The organism is Aporhodopirellula rubra, assembly GCF_014192335.1.
GTDB classification, from domain to species: domain Bacteria; phylum Planctomycetota; class Planctomycetia; order Pirellulales; family Pirellulaceae; genus Rhodopirellula; species Rhodopirellula rubra.
Genome location: NZ_JACHXU010000004.1, coordinates 363,537 through 382,554, shown reverse-complemented (window position 1 = coordinate 382,554; position 19,018 = coordinate 363,537). Strand labels below are relative to the sequence as shown.

Here is a 19,018-nt window from a genome sequence, read left to right as displayed (position 1 = left end):
TTGGGCCGCGGCGACATCTTCCATATGGACCAATTTGTATCTGTCGAAACGTTCGAGCAGTGGAGGGACGAGGCGAGAAAACTACTCGCCGCGGAGGTTCCGCCATCGGGTGTTCATTTTGCCACGCACGATGACCAGCCGACTCTTTTCGGTTCGGATGAACCGGAACCTGCCGATGACAAGAGCGTCGAGGCAACGGATCGTTCGTCTACGGTTCGTGTTCCGAAGTCCTTTCTCGAAACAGCCCGGATTGTTACCTGTCACCGAAGTCCCGTGCGGTGGGAGTTGCTCTATCGAACGTTGTGGCGATTGACGCACGGGGAGCCATCGTTGCTCGCGATTGCGACCGATGATGACGTCCATGAACTTCATCGCATGAACAAAGCGGTCACGCGGGACGTGCACAAGATGAAAGCGTTTGTGAGGTTTCGCCGCGTCGCATCGGCGGACGAGGAAACGTATGTCGCTTGGCATCGTCCCGATCATCGCATTGTTCGGTTGGCGGCACCGTTTTTTGCCCGGCGATTCAAAGTCATGAATTGGTCGATTTTTACGCCATGGGAGTCTGTCGTTTGGGATCAGGAAAGTTTGCGTTACGGAGACGGGGTTCCTGCCAGCGCGGTGACGGATGACGATTCGCTCGAATCATTGTGGAAGACCTATTACGCATCGATCTTCAACCCGGCTCGGGTGAAGGTTGCGATGATGAAACGAGAGATGCCGGTGCGGCATTGGAAGACGCTGCCGGAAGCCTCGATCATCGAGGATCTGTTGCACGAGGCACCCCAGCGTGTGTCTGAAATGATTGAACGCAACGAAGGCTTTGCCGACACGGCGACGAAGTTCATGCCGAGCCAAATCGATCTGCCGTCATTAAAAACGGCAGCCGATTGCTGCAAGGCATGTGATTTGCATCAGTTCGCGTCTCAGATGGTTTTTGGGGAAGGTCCGCCAGACGCGAAGATCGTTTTGGTCGGCGAACAACCCGGCGACCACGAGGATATCGAAGGCAAACCGTTCGTCGGTCCCGCCGGCGTGTTACTCAATCAGGCACTCGTGCGAGCCGGTATCCGACGCGACGAAGTTTATGTCACTAACGTGGTCAAGCATTTCAAATTCACCGAGCGAGGAAAACGGAGGTTGCACAAAAAGCCCGATTCGCGAGAAATCTTCGCCTGCCGCCCTTGGTTGGAGGCGGAATTGGCCGCGATCAAACCGCAGACGGTGGTGTGCCTCGGGGCCACGCCCGCACAAGCTCTATTCGGACGCGACTTTCGAATCACCAAGAGTCGCGGCGTGATGCGGGCAACCGATTGGTGCGAAAGGACAATCGCGACGTGGCATCCGGCCGCAATACTACGCATGCCTGATGAAACGCGAAGAGGACAAATGTTGCTGAATTTGGTCGAGGACTTGGCAGCGGCAAATGCTTAAGGGCACCGCGGTGTCACCGGCGTCAAATTTCAAAAAACGGGCGTCGTCTTCAATGAATCAGTGCAACGTGCTCAGCAAACAATGGCTTCGATACTTCAAACGACCGATCGCGGACTCTACTGCCCCGTGGGCGACTTTTATGTCGACCCGCGGGTGCCCGTCAATCGTGCCGTGGTCACTCATGCCCATACGGATCACGCTCGATGGGGATGCAGGCACTACTTGGCGGCGCAGCGCAGCGAGCATCTTTTGCGAATGCGAATGAACGACGATGCTGAGTTTGAATTCTTGCCTTACGGTGAGTCGATCTCAGTCGGCGGTGTCGACATTAGTTTTCATCCGGCCGGCCATATGCTCGGTTCGGCTCAGGTGCGCCTCGAACATCGTGGTGAAGTGGCGGTGGTGACGGGCGATTACAAGCTCGGCAGTGATCCGACCTGCGAATCTTGGGAACCGGTGCCGTGTCATTTGTTGGTAACCGAATCCACCTTTGGATTGCCGGTGTATCGTTGGGAACCCGAGCAGGTGACCGCCGACGCGATCAATGCATGGTGGCGTGAATCACGCGACGCGGGGTTGTGCTGTGTTCTCTACGGATACGCGGTCGGTAAAAGTCAACGATTGCTCGCGGGGCTCGATCCCTCGATCGGAACGATTTACACACATGGGGCCGTCGAGAAAGGAAACGAGGCGTACCGAAAAACGGACGTCGAACTACCTGAGACGACCTTCGTCGGTTCTCTCGATCGCAAACACGATTTCACCGGTGGTATGGTCGTCGCCGTTCCGAGTGCGAACGGAACACCGTGGTTGCGCCGGTTCGGTCGGATCAGTACCGCGATGGCGAGCGGTTGGATGGCTGTCCGTGGGGCTCGCCGCCGGCGTGCGGTCGATCGCGGCTTTGTTGTTAGCGACCATGTCGATTGGCCGTCGTTGTTGAAGGCGGTGGAGTTGTGCGATCCCGAGACCGTCTGGGTGACGCACGGATATTCCGCAGCCGTGGCTCGCTACCTCCAAGAGATTGGACGCGAGGCGTGTGTCATCGACTCGCGGACGCGTAGCGAGAACGACGAGGATCATTCGCAGCAAACCATCGAAGGCGAAGAATCATGATTCGTTTCGCCGAACTTTACCACGCACTCGATTCGACCACGAAAACGAATGAAAAGATCGCGGCAATGTCGTCGTACTTCGCCGCCGCACCACCGCTCGATGCAGCCTGGGCAACGTACTTTTTGTGTGGCAACAAACTAAGTCGTCTCGTTCCTAACAAACTGTTGCGGATTTGGGCGGCTGAGGAAGCGGCGATTCCCGATTGGCTTTTCGATGAATCCTATCACGCCGTTGGCGATTTGGCGGAAACTTTGTCGTTGGTCGTTCCGCCCGGGGAAATGGTTGCCGACGAATCGTTGAGCACATGGGTCGAAGAACGTTTGCAACCCCTGCGTCGCTTGGACGAAAAAACTCAACGTGAGCGCGTTACCGAAATCTGGAGGGAAACACCTTCGCCACTTCGCTTTGTCGTGATGAAACTAATCACCGGCGCATTTCGAGTCGGTGTCAGCAAACGTCTTGTCACGCGTGCGATCGCGCAGCAATCAGGCGTCTCGGCTGATGTGGTATCGCATCGGCTAATGGGAAACTGGAAACCATCGAAACACTTTTTCGAGAGCCTCGTCGACCCCGATGTTCAGGACACCTTGGCCAGCCAACCGTACCCGTTCTGCCTAGCGCACCCGATAAACGTCGACGACGGGCCACGGGAAATCGGGGATGCAAGCGCGTTCGTGGCCGAATGGAAATGGGACGGAATTCGCGGGCAAGTGATCCGCCGCGCCGATCAGACTTTCATATGGTCACGCGGCGAGGAACTGATGGAGAATCGGTGGCCAGAAATTGAGGCCGCTGCCGAACACTTGCCTGACGGAACGGTCTTGGACGGTGAAATCTTGGCGGCTCTCGCGGACGGGACCGTCTTGCCGTTTGCGCAGTTGCAACGAAGGATCGGCCGGAAGACCGTGGGGAAGAAGTTGTTGACCGAGGTGCCCGTGGTGTTTCATGCGTTTGATTTGCTCGAACACAACGGCGAGGATATTCGCGATCAGCCTTTCGACGATCGACGCGGCCAACTTGAACAACTGCTCGGCGATTGCGAGCATCCTCATTTGAAGATCACAGAACTCGTCGCAGGCGAAACATGGGACGAATGGGCGGGCGTTCGCGAACTCAGTCGAGACGTTAACGCCGAAGGTTTGATGCTGAAACGCAAAGATGCCCCCTATGATGTCGGGCGTGTCCGAGGAACCTGGTGGAAGTGGAAAGTCAAGCCGTACACGATCGATGCTGTCCTAATCTACGCGCAAAAGGGACACGGTAAGCGAGCGAGTCTCTTCACCGACTACACATTCGCGTTGTGGGATGGCGATCAGTTGGTTCCGTTTGCCAAGGCATACAGTGGATTGGATGACAAAGAAATTCGACAAGTCGATCGATTTGTTCGGCAGAATACAAAAGACACGTTCGGTCCCGTTCGAAGTGTGACGCCAACGTTGGTGATGGAATTGGCTTTCGAGGGTTTGCAACGCTCCAAGCGACACAAGAGTGGTGTCGCGACTCGCTTTCCGAGGATCTTGCGTTGGCGGCATGACAAACAACCCGAGGATGCAAACCAACTCGGCGAATTGCTCGAAATGCTCGACGATTAACGATCGCGATCAGCACCGTTCGGCACACTTTGTCTAGGCACATTGAGATTTTGTAAGACTATCCCGCGAATTTTATGCATCAACTTCCCGTCGAAACGCCTTCCAAAATCGTCGATCGATATTTCGATTCGATCGGGTGGAAGCCGTTTCGCTTTCAACGATCCGTATGGCGAGCTCATCAAAACGGCCACAGCGGTTTGATTCACTCGGCAACGGGCACTGGGAAGACGCTTGCCGCATGGATGGGGCCAATTCTTCGTTGGCTGAAAGAAAACCCCGACCGATCCCGGTGGAATCCCAAACGCCCGCCGCCGGCACGTGTGATATGGGTGACCCCATTGCGAGCTCTCGCTGGAGATACGGAGGCATCGCTTCGAGCTCCGATGGAGGCAATAGGGCTACCGTGGCGTCTCGAGTCACGAACAGGCGACAGCAAGGCGAGTGCAAAAGCACGACAAGTGAAACGGCTGCCCTCCGCATTGGTGACAACGCCTGAGAGTTTGTCGTTGATGTTGACGCATGAGCGATTGCTATCGCAGTTGTCGGGCGTCGAGACGGTAATTGTTGATGAATGGCACGAGTTGTTGGGGACCAAACGCGGCATTCAAACCGAGCTGGCGCTCGCGCGTCTCCGGCATCTCAATCCGCAAATTCGCACGTGGGGATTGTCCGCGACGCTAGGTAACCTCGAACAGGCAAAGGATTCCTTGATAGGAGTGAACCCCTGCGGTCCCGTTCGGATCATCGAGGGCTACAAGAAGAAACGCATGACGTTGGAATCGATCATTCCCGAACGGATCGAACGTTTTCCCTGGTCGGGTCACATCGGAACAAAGATGGTTCCCCAGGTCGCCGACCGATTGAAAGACGTTAACAGCGCACTGATTTTCGCCAACACGCGATCCCAAACTGAAATTTGGTATCAACAATTACTGCGACAACGTCCCGATTGGGCGGGCAAGATTGCGCTGCATCACGGTTCGCTCGATACGACCGTTCGGCGATGGGTGGAGGACGGTTTGCGAGACGGATCGCTGCGCGCGGTTGTCTGTACGAGTAGTCTCGATCTCGGCGTTGATTTCACCGCCGTCGATCTGGTGCTGCAGATCGGCAGTCCCAAGGGCGCCGCCCGGTTGCTGCAACGTGCCGGTCGCAGCGGCCATCAACCCGATGCGGAAAGCCGCCTCGCTTTTGTGCCGACCAACGCGATTGAACTGATCGAATTAGCGGCGGCTCAGGACGCAATCCGTAAAGGGCACTTGGAAGCAAGGCCGCTGATAAACAAACCTCTCGACGTCCTTGCGCAGCATTTGGTCACGATCGCGATCGGAGGGGGATTCGATGCCGATGAATTGCTCGAGGAAGTCCGATCCAGCCGTGCCTACGAATCGTTGACCGATTTGGAATGGCAATGGGTTTTAGATTTTGTTGTCCACGGTGGCAGTTCCCTGACCGCTTACCCGGATTTCCATCGCGTCGAACGGAATGAGAATCGGTACACCGTTACCCAACGTCGAACGATGACCATGCACCGCATGAACATCGGGACGATTGTTTCGGACGCTTCGATGAAGGTGAAGTATCTCAAAGGGGCGACACTCGGCAGCGTGGAAGAAAGCTTTCTGTCAAAACTCAACGAGGGAGATCGGTTTCTGTTTGCCGGGAAATTGGTTTCCCTGGTACGCGTGAAAGACAATGTCGCCTACGTCAAACGTGCCAAGGGGCAACCCGATTCCGTGCCCCGTTGGATGGGCGGACGGATGCCTTTGTCGTCTGAACTCAGTGCTGAACTGCGATTGAAACTCGAACAAGCTGCCGACGGCAAACTCGTCGGACGTGAGATGCAGGCGTTGAAGGGGCTTTTCGATCTGCAAACACGATGGAGTGCATTGCCACGTTCCAATCAACTGCTGATCGAGCGAATCGAAACGCGGGGCGGTCATCAAATGTTTGTTTTTCCGTTCGAGGGCCGTTTGGTACACGAAGGGTTAGCAGCGGTGTTCGCCTACCGGATCTCCCAATTGCAAAAGACGACGTTCACGATGGCGTGCAACGACTACGGAATTGTCCTGCAGTCGCCCCATCGTGTGCGGCTCGACGAAGTGATTTGTGAAAAGGTTTTTTCAACCAATGATCTCACTGCCGATATCTTGAATAGCATGAACTCGACGGAAATGGCCAAACGGCAGTTCCGCCAAATCGCACGCGTCGCGGGGCTAATCCATCCAGGTTATCCCGGCCAACGCAAGAGTACGTCGCACGTGCAGGCGAGTAGCAATTTGTTCTTTGACGTTTTCCAGGAATATGATCCTGATAATTTGCTGCTCGAACAGTCTCGCCGAGAGGTGTTGGAGTTTCAATTAGAGTCGTCGCGTTTGTTTGACGCCCTTGAGCGAATCGAACGAAGTGAAATGTTGATTACCGAACCGCCGAAAGTCACGCCTCTCGCGTTTCCTTTGCTCGTCGACAAATTGCGAGAACGAATCAGTAGTGAGACGTTAGGCGAACGCATCGCACGAATGCAACAACAGTTAGAGAAAGCGGCCGATCAATCAAGTTAGCAATTGTCTGCCGGTCTCGGCTCATTCGGGCTCACCGAGTGGATTGTGATTGAGAACTGGAGCAATATGGACGTCAACACGGAGGAGAAACATGGCTCACGAAATCGATGTCGAACTCAACGGAATCGAGCTGCGTCTCCACTGCGATGGGGCGGTGTCTTGGCCTGAGCAGCAAACGCTCTTCGTTGCTGACACTCACTTCGGCAAAGAAGCAACGTTCCGGCGGCACGGCATTCCCGTGCCGATTGGCAGCACGCAAGGAACGTTGACGAGGATCGAGAAATTGATTCACTCAACCGAAGCAAAACGGTTAGTGATCTTAGGCGATATGTTTCACGCCCGGTCATCATTGTCGCCTGACGTGATCGGCAGTCTCGAGGCATTCTTTTCTTCGCATCCGAGACTGGCGATCACGCTCGTTCGCGGAAATCACGACGCTCATGTCGGGCAATTGCCGCCATCGTGGCCGGTCCAGATTGTAGATCCGTATTATCGGTTAGGAGACCTGGTGATGACCCACCATCCACAACCGGTACCGACGGATGCGAGTGTGCTGCTGTGCGGCCACTTGCACCCTGCTGTCGCAATGGGAGCCTCGTTTGGGAAGTTGCCGTGTTTCCACTACCGGGGCGGCATGATGGTGCTGCCTGCGATCGGACGCTTCACAGGCACGCACGTCGTTCAACTTGAACGAGATGATCGCGCATGGGCGATCGGCGAAAACGAAATCTTTCCCTTGGGCGCTTATCTACGCAGCAACGTCTAACGGTCCAGCAACGACTGGCGAACGTTGATTGGCGTGCAACGCACTGGCGCCTATGCGTTGCTCAGTTCGCTTTCGCTCTTGAGAACTTGGTCGCCATCGTCCTGTTCGACCAAATAGGCCGGTTCCTCATCGCTTGCGTTTCGAGTGATTTCGCTACCCTTGATCGTCTTGGTCACTTTCTCTTTGTATGATTCTTTGATCTGCCCGGTTGCCGTGCCGTTGCCGTAGTTCCACTGGACGTACTGATTGACCTGAAATTTCTGCGCCATTGTTCGTTGCTTTGGTTGTGGGAAGTATCTGAGTTTTTCGGAATCCAATTCCACTTCCGCATTGGTTTAGCAAACAGCAGGCCAACTTTGACGTAAAATCATCAGAGCCTTGTGGTTGGCGATTGATTTTATTCGGATCGATTAAACTCGGTTCAGTCGTTGTCGAAGAATATGGGTGATTTGAACGATGAGCGAGTCGCCCAATCCCTATCAATCACCGACTTTGTTGCCGGTCGCTCCGAGTCGATTGTCGGCGTTTTGGAGGCTGCTCTTTCAGGTTCCGGTGGTTCGATACTTTGCGTATCGGCGAGGTGATATCGGGATCGTGGATGGGGTCGCGTTTTATGTCGACCCAGAAGACTCCTCCAATGTTTACGCCGTTTCGCCATCGAGTATCATGACCGATGCTCGCATGCGTTTGGTCGAGTCGGAAGTTATTCGTGTGATGCCGTATCTATTTTCGCGTCGACCCGGTGCGAGTCGTTTGTTCCATGGGAGAACGCTCGTCATTCGATTGGTCACTTCTTACGAAGAGGCGAAGACGAGTGTCCTGCGAGAAACAACGCTTCCATGGAATGAGGTTGTGAGACGACTGCCCGAAATCGAATCCCTCTGACCAGGGTCTGTTGTGATGCGGAGATCAGCGTTCCGTCACGTGATACCGATGCCTGGGGTTGCGATGTCGTTTCGTTTCGAGACTATGCCGTGCGTCCGAGCGGTTTCAACGCCGCGTCAATGCGTTCAATCGCTTGATCGATGTCAGAATCCGATTGGGCAACGCCGACCGACAGACGGACCACGCCGCGTTGGTCCGTCCCCAGTGATCGATGCGATTGCGGGGAACATTGCAATCCACCTGACGCGATCACTCCCTGTTGTTTGAGGAGTTCCGCGATTGTCCCGCTTGACTGGTTCGTGATTTCGAACGCGATGGTGGGCAGTCGCGAGTTCGCGTGCTGGTTTCCGTAAAGCACTGCCCGGTCTTGTCTCTCAAGGACCGCACGCAATCGTTCGGTCTGACGTCTTGCGACCGACAAACGGAGCTGTCGATCGCTGTCAGACAACCATTCGGTCGCTGCGGCGAGTCCCGCGAGAGAAAACTGGTCGACCGATCCGACGTCGCAATACTCCAGCCGTTTGGAAAACAAATTCCCGCGGACTGTCTCGGTATTTCGGTTCGTTGGCAGTTCGCATTGCGATGAGATGCACCGCAGCCGAGCTGAATCGTTTACATAGAGACCTCCAATCCCCCATGGCGATTGCATCGCTTTGTGACCACCAAACGCAACCAGGTCGGCGTCTAGGGCATCCAGGTCGAGGTCGATCCATCCTGCAATTTGTGCTGCATCGATCAAGACCATGACGTCGTATCGATGCGCCAACGCGATCGTGTCGTTGATCGGCAGAAGTTCCCCGGTGACATTGCAGGCGGCCGTGATTGCCACTAACCCAACTTTGCCAGCCTTGAGAATGTCTTCGAGCTCGTTCAGGTCAAAAGGAGTTGTTGCATTCGCCGCGATCGTATCGACGTGATAACCGCGGTCTTGCAGTTTCATCAGCGGTGCGTGAACCGCGTGGTGCTCCCAACCGCTCGTCACCACTCGGCTGCCCGATGGGAGTTCCACGTTCGCAATCGCCGTCGCCAGCGAAGACGTGCACCCTGGTGTCAGTAACAACTGTTCCGAATTGGCAACGCCAAAATACTGACAGACGGACGTGTGAGACCGCTCAAACGATTCGAGCCACTGATCCGGCGTGGTATTGAACGCACGCTCAACCGCTTCGACAACAACGCGCGGTTTCGGCCAGCTCGTGCCCGCATGATTGAGATAGATCGTTTTGCTCATCCGTTCAGTCTACCGCGACGAGTCTTCCGAACCAGTCGTCAACAGTGCGATCGTTTCCCCTCGGGAAAAACGCCCACAGGGGATATGCTGTAGGCGAGATGTTTCGCGAACAGGAGCCTAGAATTGCAGGAACAAGAAAGCAGTCGTCATCAAACGAAAGTATTGGTCGTCGGAGCGACCGGGTATCTCGGCAAATACATGATCCGTGAGCTGAAACAACGTGGCTACTGGGTGCGTGCGTTGGCGCGGAGCCGAGCCAAACTGGATGCCGTTGCAGATTGTGTTGACGAGATCTTCGTAGGCGAAGCGACAAGGGCCGAAACACTTGAGGGTGTTTGCGATGAAATCGATATCGTTTTTTCGTCGCTCGGCATCACACGTCAACGTGACGGTTTGACCTACACGGACGTTGATTATCAAGCAAACAAAAACGTTCTCGACATTGCGATTCAATCAGGAGTCGAGAAGTTTCTCTACGTGTCGGCGCTCAATGCGGATAAACTGCCCAATATTCAAATTCTCGCCGCAAAAAAGCGATTCGTTTCGGAACTCCAGGCCAGTCCGATCAAGAGCATTGTGGTGCGTCCGAACGGCTTCTATTCCGATATGAAAGAAGTCTTGAAGATGGCGCGTCAGGGCCGTGTGTACGTGTTCGGAACCGGCGAATGCCGATCCAATCCGATCCATGGTGCTGATCTAGCGAGGTTCTGTATCGATCAGTTTTCGACTGAAAACACCGCCTGTGACGTGGGCGGTCCAGAGATACTGACGACGAATGAAATCGCCCGTCTCGCGTTTACCGCGGTCGGAAAAGAACCTCGGATCACTCGCGTTCCTCTTTGGATTAAGAGCCTGGTCCTGTTCTTCGCTCGCACGTTGACTAGCGTCAAAATCTACGGGCCGATCGAGTTCTTTCTGACCGTGTTGACGATGGACATGGTTGCTCCAACCACCGGTTCGCACACGCTGGGCGAATTTTTTGAGCGTGAAGCGAAGAAAACGACGTGAGTAGTGCAGTGACAGCGGCGTCGCTCACTGCTCGTGACTCAACGTGCTCAGTTTCAGCGGGAACTCCTTGACGACCTTCCCGCTGATATCAACGCACTTGAATGTCATGACTGGATCCTCTGGTCGCAGATCGAATGATAATTGTCCCCAGAAGTTACCTTCGTTGTAGGACCACACTGCGTTTGGAAACGTGTTGTGGGTGTGTTCGTTGGTTACCTTTGCGGAAACAAATTCGTACAACGGGTATCCGCGAGGTCGATCCGTTTTCCAGATGTCGGAACGATGGCGATCACCGGAAATTAAGATGACGCCGTCGATCTTCTTGTCATTGATCAGGTCGAAGATTTCGTCGCGTTCGGCGCGGGACCAGTTTCCCGCCCATGAATCTTTCCCATCCTTGTCCGCGCCGTCGGACCACATCGTTCCCGAGGCGATGACTTTGAATTTCCCTTTGGCTGCCGCCAGCCCTTTGAGCAGCCATTTCTTTTGGTCTGGGCCGAGCATCGTCTTTTGTTTCTTGTCACGATAGAAGCGACCATCGGTCATGAAGAAGTCGACATCGCCGAGGGAAAAGGAGTGCCACGTGCCGGGCATCGCTTCGCCACCACCATAGTGCGGGTTGTTCCAGTTCTGTTTGAACACCGTCCAGTTCGGCATCTTCCATGGTGCTTTCATTCCGGCACCCCCTGACGAATCGTTCATCGCCATGTCGTGATCATCCCACACCGCGTAGATGCCGGTACTGCTGGTCAATTCGCTGAACGCCGGGCTGAGGCAGCGGCGGTAATAAAACATGCGTTGTGCGCCACGGCGGTTGACGACGTCGATGTAAACGTTGTCGCCCAAACCCAAATAGGCGAGTGGACGAGATTTTGCCATGTTGCTCCAGGCGTATTCGTTCTTTGGCACATACCGTGCCCCAGAACCGAACGTAACGTCGAACTGGACGTTCTGATTTCGAGTGGGGGCTGTGCGAAAACGAAATGCATCCTTTTCAATCTCTTTCCCGTTCAGCTTGACCGCGTAGGTGTATTCAGTGAACGGTTCCAAACCTTCGACCGTCATGACGGCCGTGAAGTCGTCGGCACTGGACGTTTTCACGGAATTCGATTTGAGGTCGCCGATTTGAATTTGAACTTCGGCGGGGCCTGCCGTGCGTACCCAAAACTTTGCCGACGTTGGCTTGAGGTCTCCGAGCATTGGCCCGTTGAAAAGTTTGAGATCGTGCTCCTCTACTAACTCGACGAACGCTGGTTCAGCCATCAGTTCGGCAAGCCCACCTTCGGCACCATGGCGGCCTGTTTGCCCTGCGGCATCGTCGCCGTACAAAGCGTCGATAAGATACGGATCCAAATCCTTCATCACGACAGATTGCTCGCCGTCGGTAATCGGTGGTTTGGCGATTGTGTTCGTCGAGGGCATTAGTGACACAGCGATGATTGCCGTGGTCTTCAGGAGCGTGGTGGGCAGGCAGGAGCGGACGGACTTCATGATTGGGGGATTGGTTTCGTGTCGTTGGTGGATTGGATGGCAATCAGGATTGAGAGAACGACGTTCAGTGAGCCGGGTCGATAAGCAGTCGTCCTCGTCCACCTTCTAATTTTGATTGCTCTTCACAGAACAAGCGAATTTTTCCGTGCTGACCGGCGTTCGCTCTCAGCGACCACATCGCGGCGCCTTTGTTCGCCACATGCACACGCTGCTCTTCGTTCATCTTTTCAAAAACTTGAATGCATGTTGAGTTTTGATCTTTCAATCCGAACCACAGCAAAATATCGATGTCGCCGGGTGACACGATTTGCCAATGCCCAGCGTTTTGTCCGAGAGCAATGCCGACACTGCCGAGTTCACCGATCTCTTTTTCACCAACGTCGATTGACGGGCGATCTTCTCCCGCGAGTAAAGAATCAACGAACGGGCGGGTGAGATCATCACGATCGAGTACCGCTAACACCTTTTCAACGGGATCGATCGAACCGGTGACGAGAAACTCTGCCCAGCACAGATCCATTTCACCAGGCGACTCGATGCGTTCGGGAAGATACTCCGCGTCGCGAATGCCGACAGGTGGATCCAGGACCAATTGCAATGCAGAGCATTCGGCACCCTCGGCATTGGACAATTGAGATTGCAAAAACTCGTGTACATCGGCGTACACCTCTGCGATCCTCACAAACATCATCATGATGGTTGGGTTTTTTGCCGGCAATTCGTGTCTTACCGCGTAGCGGATGGCTTGCCAAACGGCAGCCGGAACGACGTTTCGATAGATGCCGCTGGTGACTTGAGCAAAATGCTCCGCATCGGGGTCGGTACTCGGTTCAGGTGGGGCGGTGTGTGGTTCGGTCATCGTTCAAATGGGGGCAATGGGCCAACGCGAGTTCTGATCGGCGAAAACGGTGGCCTGTGAAAACAGCGGGAAAACAAAGAAGGGTGGAGCGGCGAAACACATGTTTGCTGCAGCAGCATAACCCAATCGGTAGCCGGCCATGAAGTCGAGAGAATGCATGATGTTCAGCTCGTCACGCTGGCGACCCGAGCCAAATTCACTGCCGATCCGCCCGCAGGACGCTCGCGAGAAGAAGTTGATCCTGCTGGTGTTTGATGCTGTCTTGCCCGTCATGACCGATATTGATATAGACGCCCCGCACACGTGCCGTTCACGCCCCGACTCTGATTGATTTGGGGGGAACGGCGAATTGCCTGCATTTGACGCGACGTGTGACAACAGCTTGCAATCACCGGTTTCTTTCTCCCCGTTCGGACTCGATCGATATCCTTCATGGCCAAACCATCCATCCCAACCGACACTCCGGCAGACGATACCAAGGTTAGCAACGATTTGGTGGAAAACGAGGGCTCCGCACCCGAGGCAACCGTGAGCGACGATAGCGTCAGTAAAGAGTCCGAAAAGACGCCAGCGAAAACCGAGCCGGAGAAGGAAAAGGCGAAAGACGCCAAGGCGTCTGCGAAGGACAAACCGTCTAAACCTGCCAAGACGAACGCAACGCCATCGAAGGTTGCAGCGGCATCTAAGTCTTCCGCCAGTTCTGCGAAAAAAGAGTCCGGTGCGCGATCGAAGAAGACTGCCGCCTCGGGCAAGAATGCAGGATTGTTGCCATCGGATGATCAGTTAGAGAGTTTGAAAGAGGCCGTCGCGGCGGCAGGAGGAGCTGAGAATCTCTTGCTGATTCTGCAGCATGTGGAAGATGCGGGCGGTCGAGTTCAAGTCGAAGAAAGCATCGAAGCTTATCGGGTATTGAAAACGGTTTTAGAGGAGTAGGCTGGCCACACGCCGCTCCCAAATATTGATCGCCACCGGAACACAGCGTGGCAATCCCTGCAACGAGTCCGAGGTGATTTCGATGACCGGAAATCCCTACAGGTCACCGGTTCCTGGTCCGGACATGGATCGGAATGAGTCGCATCTTCCCGCCGACGTGACACTCGGCGGAATCGCTCGACCGGTGTTTCTCGCGTGGGAGCGTCTTCGGGTTGTTTACGTTGTCCTGCTCGGTGCACTCACGTTGTTGCTGGTCGGTTCGGGCATCTTTGGCATGCCGATGCTGGTGAGGATTGGCGAAGGGGCGATTGCCGCCAACCTCTGCTTCTTTGCAGGACCGGCGGTGGAAATCTACGTGCGTTGGCTCGGCTACCGAGGGAAAATGCTGCGATGGATCTTATTCGTAAGCGGCGTGTTGTTGAGCATGATATTGGTGATCGCAACACTCGCAGGTGTGCTCCTGCCTGACCAGAATTGATGTGATACGACCGTGTATGGCTAGAGCATTTTCTAAAGAAGAGGTAGCCGATGCCGCGAGGGTTCATTTCGTCGTTGAGTCGTTTCACTCTATCGGTCTGCGGACCGACTGTGAGGTGTTGCTACACGTACTCGTTGTGATCGCTGGTCATACTTGTCGGTGAGCTGCGTGCGGCGTGACTGGTGATTTCCACGCGTATAGAATGAACTGATCAACTTGCCGCTTTCGGGATTCTGGCCGAGATGGAAGAGACGTTTTACCGACTCGCACCTGCATCGCTTTGGCTTGCCATTTTATGGTTGGCTGAATCGTTCGTGGTCGTTTCACCACCGGGTCGATGGCAGCATGGATTGCGAAACCTCGGTCTTGCCGGAATCAATGGTCTGTTCCTCTTTTTTACCCTCGGCGGTGTCTCCGTCTGGATTGCCAGTGTTTCTCCTTTCGCTCCCGCGTCGGCTTGGGCGATTCCTCACGCGGTCGTTTGTTTTGTCGTGCTCGACCTGTTTTCGTATGGCTGGCATCGACTCAATCATGCTGTTCCGATGCTGTGGAGACTTCATTCGGTGCACCACAGCGATGAACACATGGACGTTACGACGGCGGGGCGATTTCACGCAGGTGAACTTGCTGTCGGAGCGTTGCTTCGGTTGCCGCTGTTGTACTGCATGGCGGTTTCAGCAACGACGTTGCTCGCATACGAAACCGTTCTGGTGTTGGTGTCGATGCTTCATCATTCATCGATCTCGTTGGGCCGTTGGGATCGTTCATTCAGGATGTTGATTTCAACACCCGCGATGCACTCGATCCATCATTCCAGAAACCCGTCACATTTCGGTTCCAATTTCTCGTCCGTCTTCTCCGTCTGGGACCGCATCTTTGCAACGTTTCAGCTAACCAACGGACCCATCTCACACGGACTGGAAAACGCAGACGGCAAATCACTGCGTTCACTAATCACCATGCCTCTCAACCAAACCACCCCACCTCGCCCTACCTCAAACACCCCCGCAAAATCGCGAGAGTAGTGTCACCGGGTTGGAAAGGAAGGCCGAGCGGACGGGGCGAGGTTCCAATGGCACGAGTGGGCAAAGTGCATGGCGGCAAAGCCGATCTAATGAATGGGTTGGCTCAATATTAGGACGTAGAAGGCGAGCTTGCGCGGCCTCTACGTGGCGTAGAGATTGCCGTCTAGCGGCGGTCAATCTCGCGAGTTGTGCTTACGTTGAATCGCTAAGGCTGGTCTGCGCGTACCCCTATCCGTCGTTGTCTGGAGAGGTTTTTCTAGCGGGAAAATGCCTGGACGAACTGCCACAGTGAATTAACCTACGTTGAGACAGAATGAGTTGGAATCGTTGCTCGCTGGTCTAAGTCTGTGTACATGACAATGTTGCAGATGTGCCTGGCTAGACGGATGTGCCGGATGGTGCAGTCAGGAAATTGATGAAATGTGGTAGGTCGGGGGGCCAGATTCTCTCTGCTCGAAGCATCCAGCTCGCTTGCTCTCGCCTTGGCAACTGGTCTTTTTTTGCGGATGTCTTCATACTCAGTGGCCGGCGTCTTGCTCTCGCGAGCAACGGCAAGTCGGTTGTCGATTTTTAGGCGCAACCAAGCTAGATGCTGATTGGCGTCAATAATCTAACGCTTTCTCATACCATCGCTAACTCGAAACTCTGACTGAAGCATGAAACGCGCGCTCATCACCGGGATTACCGGACAAGACGGCTCATATCTCGCCGAACTCCTACTGGAGAAAGGGTATGAGGTACATGGGATCAAGCGACGTGCGTCTTCGTTCAACACTGAGCGGATCGACCACATTTATCAATCACCACACGCAGAGAACAAACGTTTTCAATTGCATTACGGTGATTTGACAGACACGTCGAACCTGACGCGGATTATCCAAGAGGTGCAGCCGGACGAGGTCTACAACCTTGGTGCCCAGTCCCACGTCGCTGTATCGTTTGAGTCACCCGAATACACGGCAGATGTTGACGGGCTCGGCACGCTGCGGCTTCTGGAAGCGATTCGGTTTCTCGGCCTCGAAAAGAAGACTCGATTCTACCAAGCCTCAACGTCCGAGTTGTTTGGGCTTGTCCAAGAGATCCCACAAAAGGAGTCGACACCTTTCTATCCACGGTCGCCGTACGCCTGTGCCAAGATGTACGCCTACTGGATTACGGTAAATTACCGAGAATCCTACGGCATGTACGCGTGCAACGGGATTCTTTTCAATCACGAGTCTCCTCGTCGCGGCGAAACCTTCGTGACACGCAAAATCACACGTGGAATGGCGAACATCGCCCAAGGCTTGGAACCGTGCTTGTACCTTGGAAATATGGACGCGCTGCGCGATTGGGGACATGCAAAGGATTATGTCCGCATGCAGTGGATGATGCTGCAGCAGGAAACTGCGGACGATTTCGTGATCGCAACCGGTCAGCAGATTACTGTCCGCGAGTTCGTGAAAATGTCTGCCTCCGAAGCTGGTTTGGAAATCGAATTTAGTGGAAAAGGGGTAGATGAAATCGCCACCGTTGCGGCGATTAGCGACCCCGAAAAAGCTCCGGAAGTATCAGTCGGTGACGTGATCGTTCGGGTCGATCCTCGCTACTTCCGACCTGCTGAAGTCGAAACCCTCTTGGGGGATCCATCGAAAGCCAAGGCAAAACTGGGGTGGGAATGCGAAATCACTGTCGAGGAAATGTGTGCCGAAATGGTCGCTAATGACCTCGACAAAGCCCGCCGCCATGCCTTGCTCAAGCAGCATGGGCACGACGTTAGTGTCACGATGGAATAGGCATCGAAAAAAACTATGAGTGAGATCGCCGTCCAACGGATCATCGCTGGGATGACATGCTGGAAATTGCCCGCTCGTAAGGTCGGGGACTCATCCTCTAGTACAGGCTAGGCGGCATGCAGGCACGCGTTCCAATCAGGTTCCGCGAAGCGGGAGCTGATTCTGTGTTAGCAACGCGTGAGAGCCATTGGATGTCTTGGTCAATCAATCCTGGCGTTCGGTCGCGTGAATTGATCTGAGCCCCTCTGATTTGTGCGCTCGTCAAATTTTGCCGGTCAGTCGAGTGCCTAGCGGGTGGCCGGAGATTCGGAGCGGGGCGAAGATTTTGGGGGGCCCGGGGCTCGCTGGCCTTTTGGGGGCCGGGTGCCGACTGGTTGTCGGGCACCGGCGTGGGGCAAAAGAAGTGGAAGTGCTGGGACTCGAACCCAGGACCATCCGATTAAAAGTCGGATGCTCTAACCAACTGAGCTACACTTCCGGGCGGGCCACTGGAAACAAAAACAGCACCGTTGTTTGGACGGTGCTGCATTGCAATCAGCGATCCTATGTTTCGTCTTCTAGCGGAGCGGACAGGATTCGAACCTGCGGACCCAGTTGCCCGGGTCACCGATTTAGCAAACCGGCGCTTTCGACCACTCAGCCACCGCTCCCGAGGTGGACTTTCGTCAGTGCGGAATTGTGCTTTATTGCGGTCCCCTTGGCAACCCATCTTCACAGCCACTTTTTAGGGACTTTGGACGGGTTCGAACCTGCACGTTACACTGCGGCATCTGCACTGACGCGTTATCTGTCACAACCCGTTCGTTTTCGGCTGGATGACCGACCCGCATTCACTTTTTCTGAATTAAATTCGATGCAATCGACCCAATGGGATTTGAATCCGAAGTTTGATTTCCGCGATGAGCACGTCGTACCGGAGGGGAAAAAGGTCTCCTTGGACAAGATTTCGACTGAATTTGAGGGGCCTTTTAGCGGTAAAGAGCATGGGAGGGCGTTTGTTGAAGAGGCGATCGATGAAATCCAAACGCTGCAGTACCGGATGTATACGGAGGCGAAACAGTCACTGCTGATCGTTTTGCAGGCGCCCGACGCGGCCGGGAAAGACGGTCTGATTCGCAAGGTTCTCGGTCAGATGAACCCGCAGGGGTGTCGGACGTACCCGTTCAAGGTGCCGAGCAGCCTCGAGCGTTCTCACGATTTCCTTTGGCGGATCCACAAGGCGGCTCCCGCGGCCGGGAAGGTCTCGATCTTCAATCGCTCCCACTACGAAGACGTTTTGGTGGTGCGGGTTGAGGACTTGGTGCCGAAATCGGTTTGGAAACAGCGATATGAGATCATCAACGATTTCGAAAAGTTGTTGCGGCACCGCGGCACTCGGATTCTCAAGTTTTATTTGCACATCAGCCCCGCCGAGCAACTCGAACGATTCAAGAAACGGCTGGACGAGCCGACCAAACATTGGAAGCTCAACGAGGGCGATTACGAGGCTCGTTCAAAATGGGGCGACTACCGCGAGGCGTACGAGGACGCGTTTGAAAAATGCAATTCCGAGCATGCCCCCTGGTACATTATTCCCGCAGACAAAAAATGGTATCGAGACGCCAGCGTCGCGGCGATCGTTCGAGATACGTTCCGTGACATGGATCCTCAGTTACCGCCCATCGATGCGGATCTCGACGAGATACGCAGGCTCTATGAGCGGGAACTGGCAAAACAACAGTAGCTGGCCGAACAAAAATAGCGTTTTAGACTTCCCAGACATCGTCTTTAAACGGCCCAGTACGCTGGTCCAGGACGAGCGTCAGATTCGATAGCCCGTCGTGGTTGAGTTCACCTTGCCTCCGTTCACCACGTCTCTGTTTATTGT

The 19,018-nt window shown here is 54.7% G+C and carries 17 protein-coding genes and 2 tRNA genes; 13 read left to right on the top strand and 6 right to left on the bottom strand.

Going from position 1 to position 19,018, the window contains the following annotated elements; all coding sequences use genetic code 11:
• The first annotated feature begins 24 nt into the window (after window positions 1-24).
• From FHS27_RS08030 to pdeM, 5 genes are all read left to right on the top strand, one after another.
• Window positions 25-1,434 carry a UdgX family uracil-DNA binding protein gene (locus tag FHS27_RS08030; protein ID WP_184303867.1) on the top strand — a complete coding sequence of 470 codons (1,410 nt, stop codon included), beginning with the start codon at window positions 25-27 and terminating at the stop codon, window positions 1,432-1,434.
• A gap of 81 nt (window positions 1,435-1,515) precedes the next feature.
• On the top strand, window positions 1,516-2,547 hold the full coding sequence (locus tag FHS27_RS08025; protein ID WP_184303865.1) for a ligase-associated DNA damage response exonuclease: 1,032 nt from the start codon (window positions 1,516-1,518) through the stop codon (window positions 2,545-2,547).
• Window positions 2,544-4,139: an ATP-dependent DNA ligase gene (locus FHS27_RS08020; RefSeq protein ID WP_184303863.1), complete on the top strand. Its 1,596-nt coding sequence runs from the start codon at window positions 2,544-2,546 to the stop codon at window positions 4,137-4,139. Before FHS27_RS08025 ends, FHS27_RS08020 begins: the two co-directional genes overlap by 4 nt.
• A 74-nt stretch (window positions 4,140-4,213) precedes the next feature.
• Window positions 4,214-6,700 (top strand): ligase-associated DNA damage response DEXH box helicase, encoded by a 2,487-nt coding sequence (locus FHS27_RS08015; protein WP_184303861.1) that lies wholly within the window; start codon window positions 4,214-4,216, stop codon window positions 6,698-6,700.
• Between the two features lie 91 nt (window positions 6,701-6,791).
• On the top strand, window positions 6,792-7,466 hold the full coding sequence (gene pdeM, locus FHS27_RS08010) for a ligase-associated DNA damage response endonuclease PdeM (protein ID WP_184303860.1): 675 nt from the start codon (window positions 6,792-6,794) through the stop codon (window positions 7,464-7,466).
• A gap of 50 nt (window positions 7,467-7,516) precedes the next feature.
• On the opposite strand, the gene FHS27_RS08005 is transcribed toward pdeM, so the two are convergent.
• Window positions 7,517-7,735 carry a hypervirulence associated TUDOR domain-containing protein gene (locus FHS27_RS08005; RefSeq protein ID WP_184303857.1) on the bottom strand — a complete coding sequence of 73 codons (219 nt, stop codon included), beginning with the start codon at window positions 7,733-7,735 and terminating at the stop codon, window positions 7,517-7,519.
• A gap of 187 nt (window positions 7,736-7,922) precedes the next feature.
• Between FHS27_RS08005 and FHS27_RS08000 the strand changes: the two genes are divergently transcribed.
• Window positions 7,923-8,351 carry a hypothetical protein gene (locus FHS27_RS08000; RefSeq protein ID WP_184303855.1) on the top strand — a complete coding sequence of 143 codons (429 nt, stop codon included), beginning with the start codon at window positions 7,923-7,925 and terminating at the stop codon, window positions 8,349-8,351.
• Between the two features lie 82 nt (window positions 8,352-8,433).
• Here the strand turns inward: FHS27_RS08000 and FHS27_RS07995 are convergent, their stop codons facing one another.
• Complete coding sequence (locus tag FHS27_RS07995; protein WP_184303853.1) at window positions 8,434-9,582, bottom strand: aminotransferase class V-fold PLP-dependent enzyme; 1,149 nt, start codon at window positions 9,580-9,582, stop codon at window positions 8,434-8,436.
• Between the two features lie 123 nt (window positions 9,583-9,705).
• On the opposite strand from FHS27_RS07995, the gene FHS27_RS07990 reads away from it, so the two are divergent.
• A complete protein-coding gene (locus FHS27_RS07990; RefSeq protein ID WP_184303851.1) occupies window positions 9,706-10,590 on the top strand; it encodes an SDR family oxidoreductase in 885 nt (294 codons plus the stop codon).
• Window positions 10,591-10,614: 24 nt separating this feature from the next.
• On the opposite strand, the gene FHS27_RS07985 is transcribed toward FHS27_RS07990, so the two are convergent.
• Both FHS27_RS07985 and FHS27_RS07980 read right to left on the bottom strand, forming a co-directional pair.
• Window positions 10,615-12,081 (bottom strand): alkaline phosphatase D family protein, encoded by a 1,467-nt coding sequence (locus FHS27_RS07985; protein WP_184303849.1) that lies wholly within the window; start codon window positions 12,079-12,081, stop codon window positions 10,615-10,617.
• Window positions 12,082-12,145: 64 nt separating this feature from the next.
• Window positions 12,146-12,940 carry a hypothetical protein gene (locus tag FHS27_RS07980; protein ID WP_184303847.1) on the bottom strand — a complete coding sequence of 265 codons (795 nt, stop codon included), beginning with the start codon at window positions 12,938-12,940 and terminating at the stop codon, window positions 12,146-12,148.
• A gap of 139 nt (window positions 12,941-13,079) precedes the next feature.
• Here FHS27_RS07980 and FHS27_RS07975 point away from each other — a divergent pair, with 139 nt between their 5' ends.
• The 5 genes from FHS27_RS07975 (at window position 13,080) to gmd (ending at window position 17,151) form a co-directional block, all read left to right on the top strand.
• Window positions 13,080-13,271 (top strand): hypothetical protein, encoded by a 192-nt coding sequence (locus tag FHS27_RS07975; RefSeq protein ID WP_184303845.1) that lies wholly within the window; start codon window positions 13,080-13,082, stop codon window positions 13,269-13,271.
• Window positions 13,272-13,372: 101 nt separating this feature from the next.
• The gene (locus FHS27_RS07970) at window positions 13,373-13,873 is read left to right on the top strand and encodes a hypothetical protein (protein ID WP_184303843.1); all 501 of its coding nucleotides are present in this window, start codon (window positions 13,373-13,375) and stop codon (window positions 13,871-13,873) included.
• Window positions 13,874-13,955: 82 nt separating this feature from the next.
• Window positions 13,956-14,351: a hypothetical protein gene (locus tag FHS27_RS07965; RefSeq protein WP_184303841.1), complete on the top strand. Its 396-nt coding sequence runs from the start codon at window positions 13,956-13,958 to the stop codon at window positions 14,349-14,351.
• 242 nt (window positions 14,352-14,593) lie between these two features.
• Window positions 14,594-15,376 carry a sterol desaturase family protein gene (locus FHS27_RS07960; RefSeq protein ID WP_184303839.1) on the top strand — a complete coding sequence of 261 codons (783 nt, stop codon included), beginning with the start codon at window positions 14,594-14,596 and terminating at the stop codon, window positions 15,374-15,376.
• 656 nt (window positions 15,377-16,032) lie between these two features.
• A complete protein-coding gene (gmd, locus tag FHS27_RS07955) occupies window positions 16,033-17,151 on the top strand; it encodes a GDP-mannose 4,6-dehydratase (protein ID WP_184303837.1) in 1,119 nt (372 codons plus the stop codon).
• A gap of 404 nt (window positions 17,152-17,555) precedes the next feature.
• On the opposite strand, the gene FHS27_RS07950 is transcribed toward gmd, so the two are convergent.
• A tRNA-Lys gene (locus FHS27_RS07950) sits at window positions 17,556-17,629 on the bottom strand.
• An 83-nt stretch (window positions 17,630-17,712) separates the two neighbouring features.
• Window positions 17,713-17,801 (bottom strand) — tRNA-Ser (locus FHS27_RS07945).
• 203 nt (window positions 17,802-18,004) lie between these two features.
• Here FHS27_RS07945 and FHS27_RS07940 point away from each other — a divergent pair.
• Window positions 18,005-18,874 (top strand): polyphosphate kinase 2 family protein, encoded by an 870-nt coding sequence (locus tag FHS27_RS07940; protein ID WP_184303835.1) that lies wholly within the window; start codon window positions 18,005-18,007, stop codon window positions 18,872-18,874.
• The last annotated feature ends 144 nt before the right edge of the window (window positions 18,875-19,018 follow it).

What these genes read in the sequence shown, in the direction of transcription:
- FHS27_RS07975 (WP_184303845.1), top strand. Translation starts at nt 13,080, where the DNA reads ATGAAGTCGAGAGAATGCATGATGTTCAGCTCGTCACGCTGGCGACCC.
- FHS27_RS07960 (WP_184303839.1), top strand. Translation starts at nt 14,594, where the DNA reads ATGGAAGAGACGTTTTACCGACTCGCACCTGCATCGCTTTGGCTTGCC.
- FHS27_RS07940 (WP_184303835.1), top strand. Translation starts at nt 18,005, where the DNA reads ATGCAATCGACCCAATGGGATTTGAATCCGAAGTTTGATTTCCGCGAT.
- FHS27_RS07995 (WP_184303853.1), bottom strand. Translation starts at nt 9,582, where the DNA reads ATGAGCAAAACGATCTATCTCAATCATGCGGGCACGAGCTGGCCGAAA.
- FHS27_RS07965 (WP_184303841.1), top strand. Translation starts at nt 13,956, where the DNA reads ATGACCGGAAATCCCTACAGGTCACCGGTTCCTGGTCCGGACATGGAT.
- FHS27_RS08020 (WP_184303863.1), top strand. Translation starts at nt 2,544, where the DNA reads ATGATTCGTTTCGCCGAACTTTACCACGCACTCGATTCGACCACGAAA.
- FHS27_RS08025 (WP_184303865.1), top strand. Translation starts at nt 1,516, where the DNA reads ATGGCTTCGATACTTCAAACGACCGATCGCGGACTCTACTGCCCCGTG.
- pdeM (WP_184303860.1), top strand. Translation starts at nt 6,792, where the DNA reads ATGGCTCACGAAATCGATGTCGAACTCAACGGAATCGAGCTGCGTCTC.
- FHS27_RS08005 (WP_184303857.1), bottom strand. Translation starts at nt 7,735, where the DNA reads ATGGCGCAGAAATTTCAGGTCAATCAGTACGTCCAGTGGAACTACGGC.
- FHS27_RS07970 (WP_184303843.1), top strand. Translation starts at nt 13,373, where the DNA reads ATGGCCAAACCATCCATCCCAACCGACACTCCGGCAGACGATACCAAG.
- FHS27_RS07985 (WP_184303849.1), bottom strand. Translation starts at nt 12,081, where the DNA reads ATGAAGTCCGTCCGCTCCTGCCTGCCCACCACGCTCCTGAAGACCACG.
- FHS27_RS08000 (WP_184303855.1), top strand. Translation starts at nt 7,923, where the DNA reads ATGAGCGAGTCGCCCAATCCCTATCAATCACCGACTTTGTTGCCGGTC.
- FHS27_RS08030 (WP_184303867.1), top strand. Translation starts at nt 25, where the DNA reads ATGGACCAATTTGTATCTGTCGAAACGTTCGAGCAGTGGAGGGACGAG.
- FHS27_RS08015 (WP_184303861.1), top strand. Translation starts at nt 4,214, where the DNA reads ATGCATCAACTTCCCGTCGAAACGCCTTCCAAAATCGTCGATCGATAT.
- FHS27_RS07980 (WP_184303847.1), bottom strand. Translation starts at nt 12,940, where the DNA reads ATGACCGAACCACACACCGCCCCACCTGAACCGAGTACCGACCCCGAT.
- gmd (WP_184303837.1), top strand. Translation starts at nt 16,033, where the DNA reads ATGAAACGCGCGCTCATCACCGGGATTACCGGACAAGACGGCTCATAT.